General features: G+C 67.5%; 19 protein-coding genes. 10 read left to right on the top strand and 9 right to left on the bottom strand.

The features are described from left to right. Nucleotide 1 precedes the first annotated feature (1 nt). The 8 genes from HZR14_RS06305 to HZR14_RS06340 all read right to left on the bottom strand — a co-directional run bounded on the left by HZR14_RS06305 (nucleotide 2) and on the right by HZR14_RS06340 (nucleotide 8,227). Nucleotides 2-1,060: a [LysW]-lysine hydrolase gene (locus HZR14_RS06305; RefSeq protein WP_181692020.1), complete on the bottom strand. Its 1,059-nt coding sequence runs from the start codon at nucleotides 1,058-1,060 to the stop codon at nucleotides 2-4. Further along, complete coding sequence (locus HZR14_RS06310) at nucleotides 1,057-2,184, bottom strand: aspartate aminotransferase family protein (protein WP_181692021.1); 1,128 nt, start codon at nucleotides 2,182-2,184, stop codon at nucleotides 1,057-1,059. Before HZR14_RS06310 ends, HZR14_RS06305 begins: the two co-directional genes overlap by 4 nt. Nucleotides 2,185-2,197: 13 nt before the next feature. Then, nucleotides 2,198-3,019: an acetylglutamate/acetylaminoadipate kinase gene (locus HZR14_RS06315; protein ID WP_181692022.1), complete on the bottom strand. Its 822-nt coding sequence runs from the start codon at nucleotides 3,017-3,019 to the stop codon at nucleotides 2,198-2,200. Beyond that, nucleotides 3,016-4,104, bottom strand: a complete 1,089-nt coding sequence (gene argC, locus HZR14_RS06320) for an N-acetyl-gamma-glutamyl-phosphate reductase (protein WP_181692023.1) — start codon at nucleotides 4,102-4,104, stop codon at nucleotides 3,016-3,018. Before argC ends, HZR14_RS06315 begins: the two co-directional genes overlap by 4 nt. Beyond that, on the bottom strand, nucleotides 4,101-4,964 hold the full coding sequence (gene lysX, locus HZR14_RS06325) for a lysine biosynthesis protein LysX (protein WP_181692024.1): 864 nt from the start codon (nucleotides 4,962-4,964) through the stop codon (nucleotides 4,101-4,103). The genes argC and lysX overlap by 4 nt, the downstream gene beginning before the upstream one ends. 63 nt (nucleotides 4,965-5,027) lie before the next feature. Continuing rightward, nucleotides 5,028-5,210, bottom strand: coding sequence for a lysine biosynthesis protein LysW (gene lysW / locus HZR14_RS06330; RefSeq protein ID WP_181692025.1), 183 nt, complete (start codon nucleotides 5,208-5,210; stop codon nucleotides 5,028-5,030). 211 nt (nucleotides 5,211-5,421) lie between these two features. Next, the gene (gene argH, locus HZR14_RS06335; RefSeq protein ID WP_181692026.1) at nucleotides 5,422-7,023 is read right to left on the bottom strand and encodes an argininosuccinate lyase; all 1,602 of its coding nucleotides are present in this window, start codon (nucleotides 7,021-7,023) and stop codon (nucleotides 5,422-5,424) included. A 4-nt stretch (nucleotides 7,024-7,027) separates the two neighbouring features. Continuing rightward, nucleotides 7,028-8,227: an argininosuccinate synthase gene (locus HZR14_RS06340; RefSeq protein WP_181692027.1), complete on the bottom strand. Its 1,200-nt coding sequence runs from the start codon at nucleotides 8,225-8,227 to the stop codon at nucleotides 7,028-7,030. Between the two features lie 287 nt (nucleotides 8,228-8,514). On the opposite strand from HZR14_RS06340, the gene HZR14_RS06345 reads away from it, so the two are divergent. Further along, a complete protein-coding gene (locus HZR14_RS06345) occupies nucleotides 8,515-8,991 on the top strand; it encodes a DUF456 family protein (protein WP_181692028.1) in 477 nt (158 codons plus the stop codon). Nucleotides 8,992-9,540: 549 nt separating this feature from the next. Beyond that, entirely contained in the window at nucleotides 9,541-10,173 is a 633-nt protein-coding gene (locus HZR14_RS06350; RefSeq protein ID WP_181692029.1) for a hypothetical protein, read from the top strand. Nucleotides 10,174-10,233: 60 nt separating this feature from the next. On the opposite strand, the gene HZR14_RS06355 is transcribed toward HZR14_RS06350, so the two are convergent. Next, nucleotides 10,234-10,944: a DUF7345 domain-containing protein gene (locus tag HZR14_RS06355; RefSeq protein ID WP_181692030.1), complete on the bottom strand. Its 711-nt coding sequence runs from the start codon at nucleotides 10,942-10,944 to the stop codon at nucleotides 10,234-10,236. 137 nt (nucleotides 10,945-11,081) lie between these two features. On the opposite strand from HZR14_RS06355, the gene HZR14_RS06360 reads away from it, so the two are divergent. From HZR14_RS06360 to prs, 8 genes are all read left to right on the top strand, one after another. Then, nucleotides 11,082-11,915, top strand: coding sequence for a DUF7093 family protein (locus HZR14_RS06360; RefSeq protein WP_181692031.1), 834 nt, complete (start codon nucleotides 11,082-11,084; stop codon nucleotides 11,913-11,915). Nucleotides 11,916-11,941: 26 nt separating this feature from the next. Then, nucleotides 11,942-12,334 (top strand): DUF5611 family protein, encoded by a 393-nt coding sequence (locus HZR14_RS06365; protein ID WP_181692032.1) that lies wholly within the window; start codon nucleotides 11,942-11,944, stop codon nucleotides 12,332-12,334. Nucleotides 12,335-12,433: 99 nt separating this feature from the next. After that, complete coding sequence (locus tag HZR14_RS06370; protein ID WP_181692033.1) at nucleotides 12,434-12,871, top strand: DUF302 domain-containing protein; 438 nt, start codon at nucleotides 12,434-12,436, stop codon at nucleotides 12,869-12,871. A 103-nt stretch (nucleotides 12,872-12,974) separates the two neighbouring features. Beyond that, nucleotides 12,975-14,003: a radical SAM protein gene (locus HZR14_RS06375; protein ID WP_181692034.1), complete on the top strand. Its 1,029-nt coding sequence runs from the start codon at nucleotides 12,975-12,977 to the stop codon at nucleotides 14,001-14,003. A gap of 303 nt (nucleotides 14,004-14,306) precedes the next feature. Next, nucleotides 14,307-15,038 (top strand): GNAT family N-acetyltransferase, encoded by a 732-nt coding sequence (locus tag HZR14_RS06380; protein ID WP_181692035.1) that lies wholly within the window; start codon nucleotides 14,307-14,309, stop codon nucleotides 15,036-15,038. Between the two features lie 57 nt (nucleotides 15,039-15,095). After that, on the top strand, nucleotides 15,096-16,202 hold the full coding sequence (locus HZR14_RS06385) for a pyridoxal phosphate-dependent aminotransferase (protein ID WP_181692036.1): 1,107 nt from the start codon (nucleotides 15,096-15,098) through the stop codon (nucleotides 16,200-16,202). A gap of 58 nt (nucleotides 16,203-16,260) precedes the next feature. Continuing rightward, nucleotides 16,261-17,136, top strand: a complete 876-nt coding sequence (locus HZR14_RS06390; RefSeq protein WP_181692037.1) for a polyprenyl synthetase family protein — start codon at nucleotides 16,261-16,263, stop codon at nucleotides 17,134-17,136. A 95-nt stretch (nucleotides 17,137-17,231) separates the two neighbouring features. Further along, nucleotides 17,232-18,065 carry a ribose-phosphate diphosphokinase gene (gene prs, locus HZR14_RS06395; protein WP_181692038.1) on the top strand — a complete coding sequence of 278 codons (834 nt, stop codon included), beginning with the start codon at nucleotides 17,232-17,234 and terminating at the stop codon, nucleotides 18,063-18,065. Nucleotides 18,066-18,166: the final 101 nt, after the last annotated feature.

Here is an 18,166-nt window from a genome sequence, read left to right on the forward strand (position 1 = left end):
GTCAGCTAAGCTCCTCCGCGACGGTCTCCAACACGGCGACCGCGCGGTCCAGTTCCTGTAGTTCGAGGCGTTCGTTCGGCGCGTGATCGAGATCCGAGTTACCGGGGCCGTACGTCGCCATCGGGCAGTCCCACGCCCCGGCGTAGACGTTCATGTCGGCCGTTCCGGTCTTTCTGAGGAGCCGGGGGTCGCCGCCGGCCTCGCGGATGGCGACCCGAAACGCCCGCGCCACGGGGGTCCGGGGGCTCTGCATCGTCGGCTCGACCGCGTCGGTCCAGGTGACGGTCCCGGCCTCGAGTTCGGCGTCGGCCAGCGCTTTGACGTCCCCGGTCGAGTACCGCGGCGGGACCCGCAACTGGACGTCCAGCGTCGTCTCGACCGCCAGGCCGTCCGCCGTCACGCCGCCTTCGACCGAAACCGGCTTCGGCGTGACCTGTTCGAATATCGGGACGTCCTCACCGCCGTCGCCGAAACGGTCCTCGACCGCCGACCACCACGCGATCGCCTCCTGGATCGCGTTGTTTTCCGGCCGGGACGTGTGGCCCGACTCCGAGGTACAGCGGTAGGTACCGCTGAGTATGCCCCGGTAGCCGAGCGTGATCCCGTCCGAGCCCGAGGGTTCGCCGTTGACGACCGCCGCCGGAGCGTTGCGCTCTTCGACGAGGTATCGTGCGCCGCGGGAGTCGACCTCCTCGCCGACGACGCCGACGAACGACATCCCGGTCCGGACGGCCGCGACGGCGAGCGCCGTGAGCGGCCCCTTCGCGTCGACGGAGCCGCGGCCCCACAGTTCGGGGCCGCGTTCGCCCTCCTCGATCCGGACCGGGATGTCTCCCGGGACCGTATCGACGTGTGAGGTGTAGAGGACGCTGTCGTCGGCCGGCGCACGGACGTTCCCGACGTCGTCGATGAACACGTCGCGGCCGTGCGCCTCGAAAAAGGCGGCCAGCGCCGCCGCACACTCGTCCTCCTCGGGCGTCGGCGAGGGAATCGAAACGAGCTTCTCGAGCAACTCGCGGGCCTCGGTGTCGACGTCGGCGTCCTGGGACGTCCCGCTCACGCGATGACCGCCTCCAGCGCCTCGAGGAACTCGTCCGCGTGCTCGCGCTCGACGGTCAACGGCGGCAGGAGCCGCAACACGGTGCGGCCGGCCGGCAGCGCCAACACGCCGTGATCGATCGCCAGATCCCGCAACAGCCGGTTCGAGCCGCGCTTGACCTCGATGCCGATCATGAGGCCGTGGCCGCGGACGTCCCGGACATCGTCGCCGAGCCGGGACTCGATCTCTCCGCGGAGGTACCCGCCCACATCCGCCGCGTGGCTCGGAAGTGACTCGCGTTCGATCACGTCGAGTGTCGCCCCCGCCGCGGCCGAGACGACCGGGCCACCGCTGAACGTCGAGCCGTGATTGCCGGCGTCCTCGGCGATCCAGTCGCGACACAGCGTCGCGCCCATCGGGAGACCGTTCGCGAGCCCCTTCGCGGTCGTCAGGACGTCCGGGACGACGTCGTACTTCTCGGCGGCCCACAACTCGCCCGTACGGCCGAGGCCGGTCTGGATCTCATCGAGGATCAACGCGGCACCCGAGGTCGCCGTCTCGACGCGCACCGACTGGAGGTACCCCTTCGGGACGGGGTTGATCCCGCCCTCCCCCTGCAGGGGTTCGAGGATGACCGCGGCGGTGTCCTCGTCGATCGCCTCGGCCATCGCCTCGCTGTCGCCGTACTCGACGAACTCGACGCCCCCGGCGAGGGGGCCGAACCCCTGTTTGTATTTGTCCTTCCACGTCGCCGCGAGCGACCCCATCGTCCGGCCGTGAAAGCCCCGCTTCGTGGCGACGATCTTCGAGCGCCCCGTCGCGTGACGGGCAAACTTCAGCGCCGCCTCGTTGGCCTCCGTCCCGGAGTTACAGAGCCAGACGTTGTCGACGTCGACCGGACCGACGTCGGCGAGCCGCTCGTATAACGCTGTCCGGGCCGCGTGGGGATACGACGCCTGTACGTAGCACAGCTCCTCCAGTTGTGTGGTCGTCGCGTCGACGACCTCCGGATGGCAGTGACCGGCCGGTGTACACGCGTAGCTCGCGCCGAAGTCCAGATACTCGTTGCCGTTCGTGTCGTAGAGATAGACTCCCTCGCCACGGTCGATTCGGATCGGTTTTTCCGAAAAAATGAAGCCGCTCATGGTTGGTGTAGTGTCATTCGAGCGCGCCGGGCAAGACGTGCGTGCCGCCGCCGTCTATCGCCGACCGGATCGGGGACTCGGCGTTCGCGTCCGCGACGACGACCCGCTCGGCACCGCCCTCGAGGGCCTCCGTCGCCGCCATCACCTTTCGGCTCATAAAGCCCTCGGCGGCCGTCTTCAGTTCCGCGTACGCCTCGGGAGTCTCGACGCGGTCGATGACCGTCGAGGCGTCGTCGGGATCGCGGTAGACGCCGGCCACGTCGGTCAACGAGACGAGCGTCCCGCCGAGCGCCGCGGCGACCGCCGCGGCGGCGCGGTCGGCGTCGGTGTTGACTGCGGTCCCGTCGTCGGCCAGCATCGGCGGCGACGCGACGGGCGTGTAGCCGTCGTCGAGGAGCGTCTCCAGCAGATCGCCGTTGACCGACTCGATCGTCCCGGAGTGATCGCCACGACGGATCTTTTTCGTGCCGTCCTCGACGACCCGGATCGCGGACTTGCGCGACCCGGTAAGCAAGCCGCCGTCGATGCCCGAGAGCCCGACGGCGTCGACGCCCTGTGCTCTGAGGCCGGTCACGAGGTCGGTGTTGACCCGTCCGGCCAGCGCCATCTTGAACACGTCCATCGTCTCCTCGTCGGTGAAGCGGCCGACGACCCCCGAGGGTGTCTCGACGTATTCGGGATCGATCCCCATCCGTTCTAAGGCGTCGTCGACGGCCGTCGAGCCGCCGTGGACGACGGCGACGTCGGTCCCGGCGGCCCTCACGTCCGCGACGTCCGCCAGGGCCCCCTCGGGTTCGACCGCGCGGGCACCGCCGATCTTGACGACGACCGTCATGGCGCACCCACCGGGTGCATACCGGTGAACTGGAGGCCGGCCGTCTCCTCGAGTTCCAGCGCGACGTTGGCCGCGTGGACGGCCTGCCCCGCGGAGCCTTTCATCATGTTATCTATCGCCGAGAAGACGACGACCCGGCCGTTTCGCGGGTCGAGTTCGAAGCCGACCTCGGCGTAGTTCGAGCCCGCGACCGACTTGGGTTCGGGATACCGGTATACCCCGGAACCGCCCGAGACGATCCGGACGAACGGCTCCTCGGCGTAGCTGCCACGATACGCCTTCCAGAGGTCGGCCTTCGAGACGGGGCCGTCGGGGTAGACGTGACAGGTCGCCGAGGCACCGCGAGTCATATCGACCGCGTGGGCGCTGAAGGAGACCTGCGTTCCGAGGAACGCCTCTATCTCGGCCTCGTGGCGGTGACCCGTCGGCGCGTAGGGCCTGACGACCCCCGACCGTTCGGGGTGTGAGGAGGCCTCGCCGCCGCCCGCGCCGCCCTCCGAGGAGCCGACCTTCACGTCGACAACGATGCGCTCGTCGCCCGAGAGGACGCCGGCGTCGAAAAGGGGCTTCAGCCCGAGGATCGCCGCGGTGGCGTTGCAGCCGCCCGAGGCGATCAACTCCGCGCCGGGGAGGCTCTCGCGGTTGAGCTCCGGCAGGGCGTACTCGGATTCGGCGAGCAGTTCGGGCCGGTCGTGGCCGTCGTACCACTCGTCGTACTCGGCCTCGGTGTCGAGTCTGAAGTCCGCGCTCAGATCGACGACCGTGTCGGCCGCCGCCCGAAAGGCGTCGATGTGCTCCATCGAGACGCCGTGGGGCGTACACGAAAAGAGGACGTCGACGGACTCGAGATCCTCGGGGTCCGAAAACCGCAGCTCCGTCCCCCGCAGGTTCGGGTGGACGGAGCCGACCGTCTTGTTTCCGTAGCTCCGACTCGTCGCCTGGACGACATCGAAGTTCGGGTGGCCGAAGAGGAGCCGCAGCAGTTCGCCGCCGGTGAAGCCGCTGCCGCCGACGACGCTTGCGGTATATTGCCCGTCGGCCGTCGCCTCCCCGCTCGTGCCGTCGGCCGTCGCCTCCTCGCTCATGCCGTCACCTCGACGTTCCGGACGCGGGCTTCGAGCCAGTCGACGACCGCCGCGGGGACGTCGATCTCCGTGACCTCGTTCAGCGCCTTGAACTCGACGGTGTGGTTGACCTCGTGGACGGTGTAGGCGTCACCCATCTCCATGAGGTCGACGCCGAGCAGGCCGCCGCCGACCGCCTCCGAGGCGCGCTCGACGAGATCGGCCATCTCCTCGGTGATCTCGATCGACTCGGTTTCGGCCCCTCGGGCGGCGTTCGTCAGCCAGTGCTCCGAGGAGCGGGCCATCGCCGCGATCGGCTCGCCGTCGGTGGCGACGACGCGGATGTCCCGGCCCGGCTTCTCGACGAACTCCTGGATGTAGAACACCTTGTGCTCGTAGTGGCCGAGCGTCTCCTTGTGTTCGAGGATCGCCTCCGCGGCGTCCCTCGAATCGATCTTCGCCATCAGCCGGCCCCACGACCCGATGACGGGCTTCAACACGCAGGGGTATCCGAACTCCTCGATCGACTCCATCGCCGCCTCCTTGGTGAACGTGACCTCGGTCGCTGGCGTCGGCACGTCCGCCTCCGCGAGCGCGAGGCTGTTCCTGGCTTTGTCGGCACAGACCGCCGCCGTCTCCGGATCGTTCACGACCGGCACGTCGTAGGCATCGACGAACCGGGTGATGTAGCGCGACCGGCTGGTCGCGAGACAGCGATCGACGACGATGTCGAGGCCCTCGAAGGTCTCCGGCCGCCCGTGAACGCCGAAGCGCTCCGTGCGGACGTCGATTTTGGTCACCTCGTGGCCGCGGTCGCGCAGCTCGCTCAACAGGAGCTTCTCGTCGCGACGGATCCGCGAGTAGAGGACGCCGACGTTCACGACGTCTCACCGTCCACGGGCGACCGGGCGTCCGAACGGCGGTTCGCACCGACGTCCATCGCCTTACTCCCCCCAGTCCTCTTCTAACTCCGGGGCTTCCTCGAGGGCGACGGGGTCGACGGCGACGACCTCGAGTTCGGCACCCGTGATGGGGCTGTCAATGATCTCGCCGACCTCGACGTCGGCGGGGATTTCGATCGCTTCGCCTGTGATGGGATCTTCCGCGGTGATCGTCTCTTCTGACATCGTGCCGTCTAGTCGGCCGGCAAACCACTTAAAAGCTTCGAACTTATCAGAACAATACAATGACCGATATGACTATCTGACGGCCTAAACGCGTTCAAACAGCGCCCGCCTATATTTAGTATCAGGTATTTGTTAATATTGGCTCGGGCGGGCGCGCGGTTCACAGCGCGGCCGTCGTCGCCCCTGCGGGCCGCCCCGTCCCGGTCGCCGCTTACACACGGCGGGTGACCTCCTTTTCGAGTCGCCGCTCGGCACGTTCGAGCACCGCCCGGCGCGATCCGATCGTATCCCGGTGGGCATCGAGCGCCTCGCGTGCCCGCGCACGGTCGGCGTCGACGGCCGCGGGGGCGGGCCCGCCGGTCGAGTCCCGCGATACGACGCTCGAGGTCGGATCGAGCGCCGCCTCGACGGCCGCCCGGTCGACGTGCGTCTCCAGTGGCTCGTCGAGGACCTCCCTCGCGGCCGATTCGAGCGCCGCGTACGTCGCCGCGACGTTATCCCCGTCGGTCCGTTCGGCCGCGAACGCGACCAGCTCGTGGGCGGTCCGGAACGGAAGCCCCTCCATCGCGAGCAGATCCGCCACCCCGGTCGCCGTCGAGAAGCCCTCCGATGCGGCCGCCCCGAGCGCCGGCTCGTCCCACTCGGCCGTCGCGACCGCGCCCGCGGCGACCTCGGTTGCCGCTTCGACCGCGTCGATCGCCTCGAAGGCGTGCGGGTGGGCGCGCTGAAGATCGCGGTTGTACGCCCGCGGGAGTCCTTTCAGGATCGACAACAGCGCGTTCAGCCCGGCGGCCGCATCGCCGGCCGACCCCCGAACGAGCTCCATCGTGTCGGGGTTCTTTTTCTGTGGCATGATCGAGGAGGTCGATGCGTAAGCGTCGTCCAGCTCGACGTATCCACGGTTCGAGAAGACGACGAGGTCCTCCGCGAGCCCCGACAGCGTCGTCGACAGCGCAGCGACGGCGGCGGTCGTCTCGACGAGGAAGTCGCGAGCGGAGACGGCGTCCATCGAGTTCCCGACGACCCCCTCGAAGCCGAGCAGCTCGGCGGTCCGCTCCCGATCGATGTCGAACGGCGTGCCCGCGAACGCCGCCGCGCCGAGCGGCGAGCGGTTGATCCGCCCGTAGGCGTCGAGCAGCCGTTCGGTATCACGGGCGAGCGCCGACTCGTAGGAGGCCAGGTAGTGGCCCACGGTCGTCGGCTGCGCCGGCTGGAGATGCGTAAAGCCCGGCATGACGGTCTCGGTGTGTGCCTCGGCGGCGTCGGCGAGGGCCTCTCGGGCCCCGACCGTCGCCGTCGCGGCGTCGAGGACGTCCTCGCGAAGCCGATACCGGATGCAGGTCGCGACCTCGTCGTTTCTGGACCGGGCGGTGTGCATCCGCCCGCCGCGCTCGCCGACACAGTCGATGACGGCCGTTTCGATGGCCGCGTGGACGTCCTCGCCGTCCGGGAGAGCCGCGTGTCCGGCGGCCTCGATTTCGGCGAGCGCCCCGAGGACCGCCGCCGCGTCCTCGCGGGCGATGATGTCCTGCTCGTCGAGCATCACGACGTGGGCGCGGTCGACCGCGACGTCGGCCGCGAAGATCCGCTCGTCGGCCGCGAGACTCGACATGAATCCGCGGGCGGGACCGCCGCTGAAGCGCTCTCGGCGGACGACGTCGCCGGGGCCGTCGCTCCCGGATTCGGTGTGTCCGTCGGCGTCATTGCTCCCGGATTCGGTGTGTCCGTCGGCGTCATTGCTCCCGGATTCGGTGTGTCCGTCGGCGTCATTGCTCCCGGACTCCGTGGGTCCGTCGGCGTCCTCGTCGGTCATCGGTTCACTCGTCGTGTCCGTCGATGACGCGGTTCGCCAGGCGCTCTTGGAAGCCGTGGTACTTCGCGACGCCCGTCGCGTCGCCCTGTTCGATGCTCCCGGTAACGTCCTCGGTGTTGAACGAGGCGGCCTCCGCGGAGTAGACGGCGTACGTCGACTCGCGGCCGACGGGGCGGGCCTGCCCGCCCTCGAGGCGGACCGTAACGGTCCCCGTCACACGGGTCTGGGTTTCGGCGATGAACCCCTCCAGAGCGTCGATCAACGGCGCGTTCACGAGGCCTTGATACCCCTTCTCGGACCACTCGTGGTCGACGTGCTTTTTGAAATCGCGCTCCTCTTTCGTCAACACGAGGTCCTCCAGCGCCGCGTGGGCGTTGAGAAGCACCGTCGCCGCCGGATGCTCGTAGTTCTCGCGGACTTTCAGCCCGAGCATGCGGTCCTCCATGATGTCGGAGCGTCCGACCCCGTAGTCGCCAGCGAGATCGTTGAGCTCCTCGATCAGTTCGACCGGCGACGTCGCCTCGCCGTCGAGGCTAACGGGGTAGCCGTTCTCGAAGCCGACCTCGATCTCCAGCGTCTCCTCGGTCGGAGTGCTCGTCCACTCGTAGATGTCCTCTGGCGGGACGTATCCCGGCTCCTCGAGTTCGGATCCCTCTATCGAGCGGCTCCAGAGGTTCGTATCGATGCTGTATTTCCCCTCGTCGCCGCCCTCGATCGGGAGGTCGCGCTCCTCGGCGTAGGACTGTTCGAACTCCCGCGTCAAGCCGAGTTCCCGGACCGGCGCGATGACCTCCAGATCCGAATCACGCCAGACGGCCTCGAAGCGGAGCTGGTCGTTGCCCTTGCCCGTCGAGCCGTGGGCGAGGCCCGTACAGTCCTGTTCTTCCGCGACGTCGAGGATCGCCTGTGCGATCACCGGGCGCGCGAGGGCGGTCCCGAGGGGGTAGCCCTGATAGGAGGCGTTCGCGCGGACGGCGTCGAAACACAGCTCGGCGAACTCCTCGGTCGCGTCGACGACGTAGTGGTCGAGATCGAGCGCCTCGGCCGTCTTCTCGGCCTCCTCGAACTCCGATTCGGGCTGGCCGACGTCGACGGTGACGCCGATGACCTCGTCGTAGTCGTACTCCTCTTCGAGCAGCGGTACACAGACGGTGGTGTCGAGCCCGCCGGAGAAGGCGAGCGCGACGCGGTCGGTTTCTGACATTGTGTTGTGTGATGTGGTATGGCTGGACCGTCGGCCGGACGGTCACCGTTGGGAATCGAGGCGAACGCGACGAGGGAGGTGGGTACTATTCGGGCCTACCGGCCCGTCGCGGTCGCGAGAGAAGGAAGGATCCACCGCTGAGAGCGATCGCGTCGGTGCGGTGGAATCGCGTCATGTACTCGTCTCTATCCGCAGAGCGGTATTAAACGCTTGCGGAACCGTCGGCGTATGTGAGGCCGTACCGATCTCCGACAGCGTTTCGGCGGTCCGCGCCGTCGGTCCGGCCGATGCCTCCCCTCGATCCGGCGGTCGTCGCGTTCGCGCTGCTTTCGGCCGGCGTCCTCGCGAGCTTCGTGCCCCTGGTACCGGGCGGCGTCCTGTCGACACTCGGCGTCGGGTACTACTGGGCGGTGACGGGCGACCCCGGAACGCTCGCGTTGCTCGGTTTCGTCGCGTTGGGCGGCCTCACCGTCGCCGTCGACCTCCTCGGTGGGGCCGTCTCGGCGAGGGCCGGCGGTGCGTCGGCACGGACGACGGCTGCCGCCGCGGTCGCGGCCATCGTGTTGCTCTCGGTCCTCGGCCCGTTCGGGGCGCTCCTCGGCGTCGTCGGGTCGGTGTTCGCCCTGGAGTACCGACGCCACGGCGACGTCCGACAGGGGGCGCACACCGCGGCCATCACGGCCGTCGGGATGCTCGCCTCGAGCGCAATGCAGGCGGTGTTGACGCTATCGATGCTCGCCGGATTCGTGTTCGTGTGGCTGTGATCCGGCGGACCATGTACACGCCGACCGAGGGCCTGGAGGCCCGTATCTGACTGTCCGATTCGGACTGCTGTCGTCCGGGAGCGGCCACCGCTGGCACGGTGCCGACGGTGGCCGGCACATCGGGACACCGATCCGTACGAGAGAGCCCCTCCGGCCGGAGACGCCGCCACGGATCGGCGTGCAAGACGCGGGGTGCGCATCCCGTGTGGATTTTCGCCTCCCCGAGCACGGATTCTCACTTCTTCGAATACGGATTTTCGTCCCCCAAATACAGAATCCCACCTCCCCAAATACAGAATCTCACCTCCCCGAATCAGCCACTACCGGTGTCCCATGAAGTATAGTAGAAATCGGAAGACAAGACACACTCGACCGCACGGCGGCAGTGCGATCGATGTGTACATAGCTCCGATCTCTACTATAACCGTTCACTGGCTTACAAGCTCGAAAAAAGCGCATTTCGGGCCGCTTAAACCGTCTTAAACTCGGGGGAACTCCGTACGACTGTGTTCCCGATTTATCCGTTTTACACCCGTCGTACCGACTGTAATGTCAATCTCAAAAACCGTCGTGGCGGTGCTGGCAGTATTGCTCGTCGCTGGAAGCGGTGCCGCAGTAACGGGCCTGGCACAGACGGACACCAGCGCGTCGACAGCTCCCGTGTCCGACCTCGATATGGACGCGACGCTCGACAACGGGACCGTTACGGTAACGATGACGGACGGCGGTGCGCCCGTAGAGAACGCCTCGATCACCGTCGAAGGTGAAAAAGAGAGAACCGTCACCACCAGCGCGGATGGAACCGCGACGGTCAATCGCTCGGCGCTCAGCGAGGACGGCGAGTCGCTCGAGGAACTCGAAGTCGAGTACGAATCCGACCACGCGGAAGGCAAACTGGAGTACGTCGTCGAGGACAACTCGCTCACCCTCGCCGAAGAGAAATACGAGTACGACGTAGACGAACGGGGAGACGAGCGCGAAGAGGGCGATGAGGAAGACGAGCGCGAAGAGGGCGATGAAGACGACGAGCGCGAAGAGGGCGATGAGGACGACGAGCGCGAAGAGGGCGATGAAGACGACGAGCGCGAAGAGGGCGATGAGGAAGACGAGCGCGAAGAGGGCGATGAAGACGACGAGCGCGAAGAGGGCGATGAAGACGACGAGCGTGAAGAGGACGCCTGATAACGCATACACGCACCTATCCTTCCACCTATCGCCGGCAGTACGAAGACACCGGCCGGACTACCGCTTTCGGCCGACCAACAGCGAGACGAGAATCAGCGCCGAGATACCCAGCGCAAGGGGAGCGCCGCCGTGTGTGACAGGCCTCTCCGGCGAGTGCTCGATCGGGGCCATCTCGCCGCCCGAGGCGGGGGCCGCGACGACCTCGAAGCCCTCGCCGAACGTCGTCATCCCCGGCCAGGCAACGGTGTCACCGTCGTCACGCTCCGGTTCCGGCGAGGCGCTCTCGATCTCGTAGCCCTCCGGCGCGACGACCACCAACTCGCGATCGAGCGTCTCGAACAGCGAGAACGGTTCGGCGAGGACCACGCGGTCGTCGTCGACGGCTGCGAGGTTCTCCCATCGGAACTCGTAGACGACGATCCCCGTCTCGCCGACGGCGGCCGTTTCGACGGTGACCTCACCGACGCGGAGCTCCCGATCGATACCCTCGTTCGCCGTCCCGGAGACGAACCGCATCTCCTCGCCGAAGCGCTCGGCGACGGCCGCTCTGAGGTCCGCGTCCGCCTGGACTTCCTCGAATATCTCCCGGTCTTCGGGGGCTGTGAGATCGAACTCCTCGGTGAACGCGGCGTCGGCGTCGCCGTCGGCGTCGAGTTCGACGACGAACTGGCCGTCCGCGGCCGACTGGGCGGCGGCAGTGCCGGCGGCCCCGGAGAGTGCGAGGGCCGCGATACAGAGGGCGGCGAGGAGTCGTACGACGGTATGCATGCCCGGAGGGTCACCGCCGGGGGCCAAAAACGGCCCGGTTGCCAGTCGGGACGGGATACCCCAACCGGCCCGTTCGCCGGGGCAGAAACGCCGTCCGGACTCAAGTTTTATACCTTCGTCACGGCCACGTGTCGGTAATGGGACTACAGTGTTCGATACTCGGCCACGCCTTCGAGGACGCCGGGGTAGAGCGTGAACGCGAAGAACAGGGCAGCGAGGTGATCACGACCGAGCGCGAGATCGAGCGGTGTCGGCGCTGTGGCACGGAGCGCGTCGTCTCCGAGAGCACGGAGGTCGCCGCCGTCGTCGATGCGTCCGACGTCGGGCTCGAGGGTGACCACGACGGCGTCGGCTCGGACGCCCCGAGTACGACGGACAGCGGAGCGGGCGGCGGAATCGCCAGCGCAGTCGAGCGCAGCGGCGTCGCTGACACGGATTCGGACCCCGAAGAGAGCGGAGCCGGCGTCGGTACGGAACCGGCGGCATCGTCGCAGACGCCGGACGTTCCGGAACCGGCGGCATCGTCGCAGACGCCGGACGTTCCGGAACAGGGGGACGGTTCGATCGGCTCCGAGGAACCGCCGGATCCAGCCGAGGAGGACGCCGAAATCCTCACCGACGAGACGGACGAGCAGGGGCGGAACCCCGGTCAGTGGCCGGAGGAATCGGAACGGTCGACGGCGGGCGATCCGGTTCCGGGCGCAGGCGACGACTCGGTTCCGGGCGCAGGCGACGACTCGGTTCCGGGCGCAGGTGACGACTCGGTTCCGGGCGCAGGTGACGAACTGACGGACCGTCCCGAGGACGAACCCCCCGGCTCCGTCGAGGAGTCCCTGTCGGGGATCACGGTCCCGGAGGGCGAGATCGTGTGTCCGGAGTGCCCCTTCCGGATCGACGCCAACTCCGGGTACCGGGCGGGCGATCCCTGCCCGGAGTGTAACGCGTGGCTCGAAGCCGAACGAAACCAGTAAACCGTCGGATTCCGATACCCATCGGTATGGAAGAGTACAAGATGAGACGCGGGGAGTATCTCGAGGAGCGCGTCCCCGATCTGGAAGCCACCATCGAGGAGTATTTCGGCCCGATAACCGACACCGAGGGGTTCAAAGACAGCGACCTCTACGTCGTGGACGACCCGGACAACCCGGTCTTTACGCGGATCGTCGCGGGGGCAGTATCGTACTCCGGCAAGAAGGACAGACTCGCCGTCCACTTCGAGGAGCGCGACCTCGAATCGCTGATGGAGTCCGGCGACGTCGACGCCGCCGGCGACGCGAACAACGCGAAAAACGACTTCCTGCTCGAGTGTACCGGCCGCGATGCGAAATCGCGCCGCGAGTCGATGAAACGCGCCGTCGAGGACGATGCCGAGACGCCCGACGACGTCTGATACGGTCCCTTTTTTGATCCCGACAACGACGCTCGACCACCGAGGCGACACGGCCGACGTGACCACGCCGTTTTTCCGGTCTCGGCCCCTCCTGACCGTATGAGCCTTGGATTCGATCCGGCGGAGATCGACCCGGACGACATCGGCGAAAAACAGGCTACCCTGGAGATGGACCACGAATCGGCCATCGAACACGTCCGTGAAACGGCCGAGGCGGCCGGCTTCGGCGTCCCCGTCGAGTTCTCACCCTCGGAGATGCTCAACGAGAAGGTCGACGCGAATCGTGACCCCTACTACGTGTTGGGCGCGTGCAACCCTTCGGTAGCCAACCGGGCGCTCGAAGAGACCCTCAAGCAGGGGGCGTTGTTTCCCTGCAACTTCGTGATCCGGGAGGAGGAGCCGGGCCGCCAGCGCGTGTATCACGTCTCGATCATGAGGATCGCCCGGCTCGTCGGGATCGCGCCCGACAACGACGCCTGGGCGTCGATCGTCGAGGACACCGGCGAGTTGACCGAGCAGTTCTTCGAGGACCTGTGACCGCCCCGACGGCCGGGCCGGCGACCGAACCGGCGGCAGCCACGCTGTCCGTCCTGACGGAACACACGACTTTTGGGTCTTGGCGGCCTACGAGCGGTAACGAATGATCTCGAAGGGCTGTGAACAGTGTGCCGCCGGCGGCAAGATGGTGCTTTTCGTCTACGGCTACTGCGACCAGCGCGACTGTTTTTACTGTCCGCTCGGCGAGAACCGAAAGAACGTCACCCAGGTCTACGCCAACGAACGCCCCGTCGAGAGCGACGAGGACGTCATAACGGAGGCCAAGCGGATGGATGCGCTCGGAACATCGATCACCGGTGGCGAGCCCCAGGAGGCGATGGACCGGACGTGTCGGTACCTGAACCTCCTCAAAGAGGAGTTCGGCGAGGATCACCACACGCATCTATACACCGGCATCACGGGCGGTCGCGAGAACATGCGCCGGCTCTCGGAGGCCGGCCTCGACGAGATCCGGTTTCACCCGCCGCTCGAGCTGTGGGGTGACCTACACGGCACCGAGTGGGAGGATATCCTTTATATCGCCCGCGAGGAGGGCCTCACGCCCGCCTTCGAGATCCCCGGCATCCGCGCGGAACCCGAGTTCTTGGAGTTTCTCGATGCGGGGGCCGCCGACTTCTGTAACATCAACGAGTTCGAGATGTCCGACGGCAACTACCGCCGGATGCAGGAGAAGGGCTTCGAGCTGAAAGAAGACCACATGAGCGCCGTCGAGGGCTCTCACGACATCCTGGCGGAGATGGGCGACCACGAAAAGGTGTATTTCTGTACGAGCGTTTTCAAGGACGCCGCCCAGCACCGATCACGGCTGAAACGGATGGCCCGGACCGTCCGCCGGGAGTTCGACGAGATCACCGACGACGGAACGCTCGTCTACGGGAAGACCTGGGAGACGGAAGCCAGACTGGCGGATCTCGGCGTGGCCGAGGAGTTCTACTCGGTCAAATCCGACCACATCGAGTTGGCGTGGTGGCTCCTGGAGGAGATGGTCGAGGCGGGCGACGTCGAAACGGGCGAGATCGTCGAGCAGTATCCGACCTACGACGGGACGGTCGTCGAACGGACGCCGTTATCGGGCGGGACGGCCGACGGACGCCCGGCGGCCGGCGACTGATACGGACCGGCGTCGTCCGGACGTGGTCACCGCCTGCACCGTTCCGGTGGTGACCGCTTCCTCCCTGCACCGTTCCGGTGGTGACTGCTCTCCCCCTGCACCGTTCGCTTTCTCGGCACACCGATCCGTATGGTACCGTCGTCGATACCGACCTCTGGATGTTCGCGTCGGTGACGCAAGGTCGTCACGAGCGTATCGCCGACAACGCGAGGTCGTCACGAGCGTATCGCCGACAGTACGACCGAAACGCCGCCGAGGGTCCCGCGAAAACCTATAAGAGCCCACTCGACGTGTGTCCCAGGTATGGAGACGTCCGAACGGCCGACCTTCGAGACCGAGGCGGGCGAGGAGATCTACCGCTACGTCGAGCGGCACGGGACGGCGGCCCGTCACCGGGTCCGAGAGGTGACGTCGCTGCCGCCCGAGGAGTTCCAGGACGCCCTCGGGGAGCTGAAGGATCGCGGCTACCTCGAGGACGACGGCGGGACGCTACAGATCGCCCTCGATGTCGGCTCGGTCGAGGCGTACTCGACCGACGACGTCGAATACGTCATCCGCCCGGCGAGACAGTCGGACTTCGAGGGGCTCATCGACACGATCCGGGACGTGACCGCGGAGGACACGTACATCGTCGCCGAATCGATCGCCGAACAGCTCCTCTATGAGGACGCCGTCAACCGCCACAACACCGCCGAATCGCGCGTCTTCTTCGTCGCGACGGTCGAAGGGCAGGTCATCGGGTGGTCACACCTCGACCTACCGCAACTGGACAAACTCCAGAGCACCGCACAACTGACCGTCGGCGTCCGCGGGGACTACCAACAGCACGGCATCGGCGGCCGTCTCGTCGACCGTGCCCTGGAGTGGGCCGAGGCCAACGGCTACCGGAAGGTGTACAACAGCGTCCCGATCACGAACGACGAGGCGCTCGCCTTCCTGAAGAGCCGGGGGTGGGAGACCGAGGGTGTCCGGAAGGATCACTACACCATCGACGACAGTTACGTCGACGAGGTCATGCTCGCCTACACGTTCTGAACGCGACCTCCGGGGACGAAACGACAGACCGACGTAGCCCCCGTCCGGAGCCGGGGTATGGACGACTACGAACGGCCGCTTTTTTTCCACCTGATGGAGTACGCGGCCGAGGCCGACGGCGACGTCGTCGATATGGTGTCGGGCAACCCCGACTGGGAGCCACCGGAGGCGATCCGAACCGGGCTGAAGCGGTACGCCGACAGCGGCGTCGACGCCTTCCAGTACCCGCCCAGCGACGGGCTCTCCGACCTTCGGGCGGCGGTCGCAGACCGACACGGCGTCGACGTCGACCGCGTCGTCGTCACGAACGGGGCGGGCGAGGCGAACTACCTGGCGATGGCGACGGCGCTCGAGGCGGGTCCCGCCGACGGGGTCCTCATGGCCGACCCGGTGTACCCCTACTACCACAAACGGGCCCGGATGCTCGGCGGGACACCTCGCTTCGTTCCGAGCGAACCGGACGGGACGCTCGATCCGGCCGCCGTCCGCCGGGCGGCGAGCGAGGACACCGCCGCGATCGTCGTCAACTCACCGAACAACCCGACCGGGGGCGTCTACGGCGGCGAGACGAAACGCGACATCGCCGCCGTCGCCGACGCGAACGACGCCCTGTTGATCTCCGATGAGGTCTACGAACGGTTCGTCTACGACGAGGGGGCCTTCGAGACCGCCCTCGCCGCCGATTCCGACCGTGTCGTCGTCACGAACGCCTTCTCGAAGTCCATGGCGATCACGGGATTTCGGGTCGGCTACGGGATCTTTCCCCCGCGGCTGGCCGAGGCGGTCCGGACTCGTCACATGCTCGTCAACGTCGCCGGATCGCGGCCCGCCCAGCGGGCGGTGCTCGACGCCCTCGAGCAAACCCCCGAGTCGTACTACGAGCGCAACCGGAAACTGCTCGAAGAGCGGATCGAGACGTTCTGTGCGGCTCTCGAGGCGGCCGGGGCGGCGTACACTCGCCCGCAGGGCGGATTTTACGTGATGGCTCGCTTCGAGGGCTACCCGGGGACGCTCGAAAACACCGAACGGCTGATCGACGAGGCCGGCGTCGCCGGAATGCCGGGGGACGCCTTCGGGGAGTCGCGGGCGGAGTGGCTCCGTTTCGCCGTGGTGACCCCGCGGGCGGAGGAGGCCGCAGAGCGCCTGGCGGCGTACTTCGGGTGACCACCCTACGGTTCGACGTATCCGTCACGTACTTCCGAACACCGTTCCTACGGTGGTTATGGAGTATCTCGAGCGCCGTCGGGCGCTTGTCGAGTCGCGGCTCTCGGCCGTGCTCGACGCGGCCGAACCGGAGGCGATGACGGAGCGGGTAGAGCACGTCTCGCTGTCCGGCGGCAAGCGAGTCCGACCGATGGTGACGCTTCTCGCCTTCGAGGCGGCGGGCGGGGAGTTGGTCGGCGAGGACGGCCGCGGATCGGCGGCCTCGGCGGAAGCCGTCGACTTCGCCGTCGGGATCGAGTTGGTCCACAACGCCTCCCTGGTCGTCGACGACATCATCGACGAGTCGGACCTCCGCCGCGGCGTCGAAAGCGCCTGGGCGGCGTTCGGATACGGCCCCGCGATGGCCACGAGCGACGGACTGCTCGGGGAGGCGTTCTCGCTGTTCGGCAGCGACGACCGCGCGATGCGGACCGTCGCCGAGGCGATGGTCGAACTCGGTGAGGGCGAGGCGATCGAACTCGTTGCGGCCCCGACGACCGAGACGGAGTACATGGAGTTGGCCCGCCGGAAGACCGGCGCGCTGTTCCGGGCGGCCGCCGAACTCGGGGCCATCGCCGCGAACGCCGACACCTACACGACCGAATCGTTCGGCGGCTACGCCGAGCGCGTCGGGGTCGCCTTCCAGATCCGCGACGACGTCCTCGACGCGACGGCCGAAGCCGAGGAACTGGGAAAGCCGGCCGGCCGCGACGAGGCCATGGAGCGGCCCTCGCTGGTCCGGATCACCGAACTCTCGCCCGAGGAGATAAACGGTCGCGCCCGCGAGGAGTCCGACGCCGCGCTGTCGGCGCTGTCGGCGGCCGACCCCGGCGATTCGCCCGCCGTCGGTTACCTCCAGGACCTCGCGGAGTTCGTCGTCGTCCGGGAGCGCTGACCGTACACGTCCCGGGACGGCGAGCGGGAAACGACCGTACGTCCCGATCGGAGTGAACGAAAACGCGTTTAGCCCCGCGGGACCCACAGCCGCGTATGATAGTCCCGGGATCCGCCTCACAGGAGGTCGCAGCGGCGCTTGCGAGCGAACTCGGCGAGTCGCTCGCGGCCGTCGAGTACGACTGGTTTGCCGACGGCGAGACGCTCGTCCGCGTTCCGGAGACCGACGACCGCGCGGTCGTCGTCGCCTCGACGATCTCCGACAACGCCCACGTCGAGTTGCTCCAGTTGCAGGACGCCGCCGGCCAGCGCGCCGACGAGGTGATCACCGTCCTGCCGTACATGGGCTACGGCAGACAGGACGAGTCCTTCGCCCCCGGCCAGCCCGTCTCGGCGCGCGCGATGGCGCGGGCGATCTCGACGGGGACCGACCGCGTGGTGACGGTCAATCCACACGAGGGGTCGATCACCGACTTCTTCGACGTCCCGTGTGTGGCCGTCGACGCCGCCGGCCTGCTGGCCGACCCGCTTCCCGAACTCTCCGACCCGCTGTTTCTGTCCCCGGACGCCGGTGCGATCGGCCTCGCCGAGACCGTCCGCGACGCCCACGGCGGCGGGGACACGGACTACTTCGAGAAGGTCCGTCACTCCGACACCGACGTCGACGTACGGCCGAGAGACGCGTCGACCACCGGCCGAGACGTGGTATTAGTCGACGACATCGTCTCGACCGGATCGACGATGAGCACCGCGATCGACCAGCTTTCGGATCCGGACCGCGTCTTCGTTACCTGCGTCCATCCGATGCTCGCCGCCAACGCCCGGACCAAACTGGCGACCGCCGGCGTCGAGGCGGTGTACGGCACCGACACGATCGAGCGGGCGGTCTCGACGGTCAGCGTGGCCCCGAGGATCGCGGACACACTGTAACGGCATCGGGATTTGAACCACACCAGACCGAGCGAAGCGGGGCGAACCGTCGCACTGGAACACCCGACACCGTCCGCGTCCCGCGTCGCCGACGAAACGTT

The organism is Natronomonas salinimetallica, from assembly GCF_013839515.1.
Taxonomy (GTDB): Archaea; Halobacteriota; Halobacteria; order Halobacteriales; family Haloarculaceae; genus Natronomonas.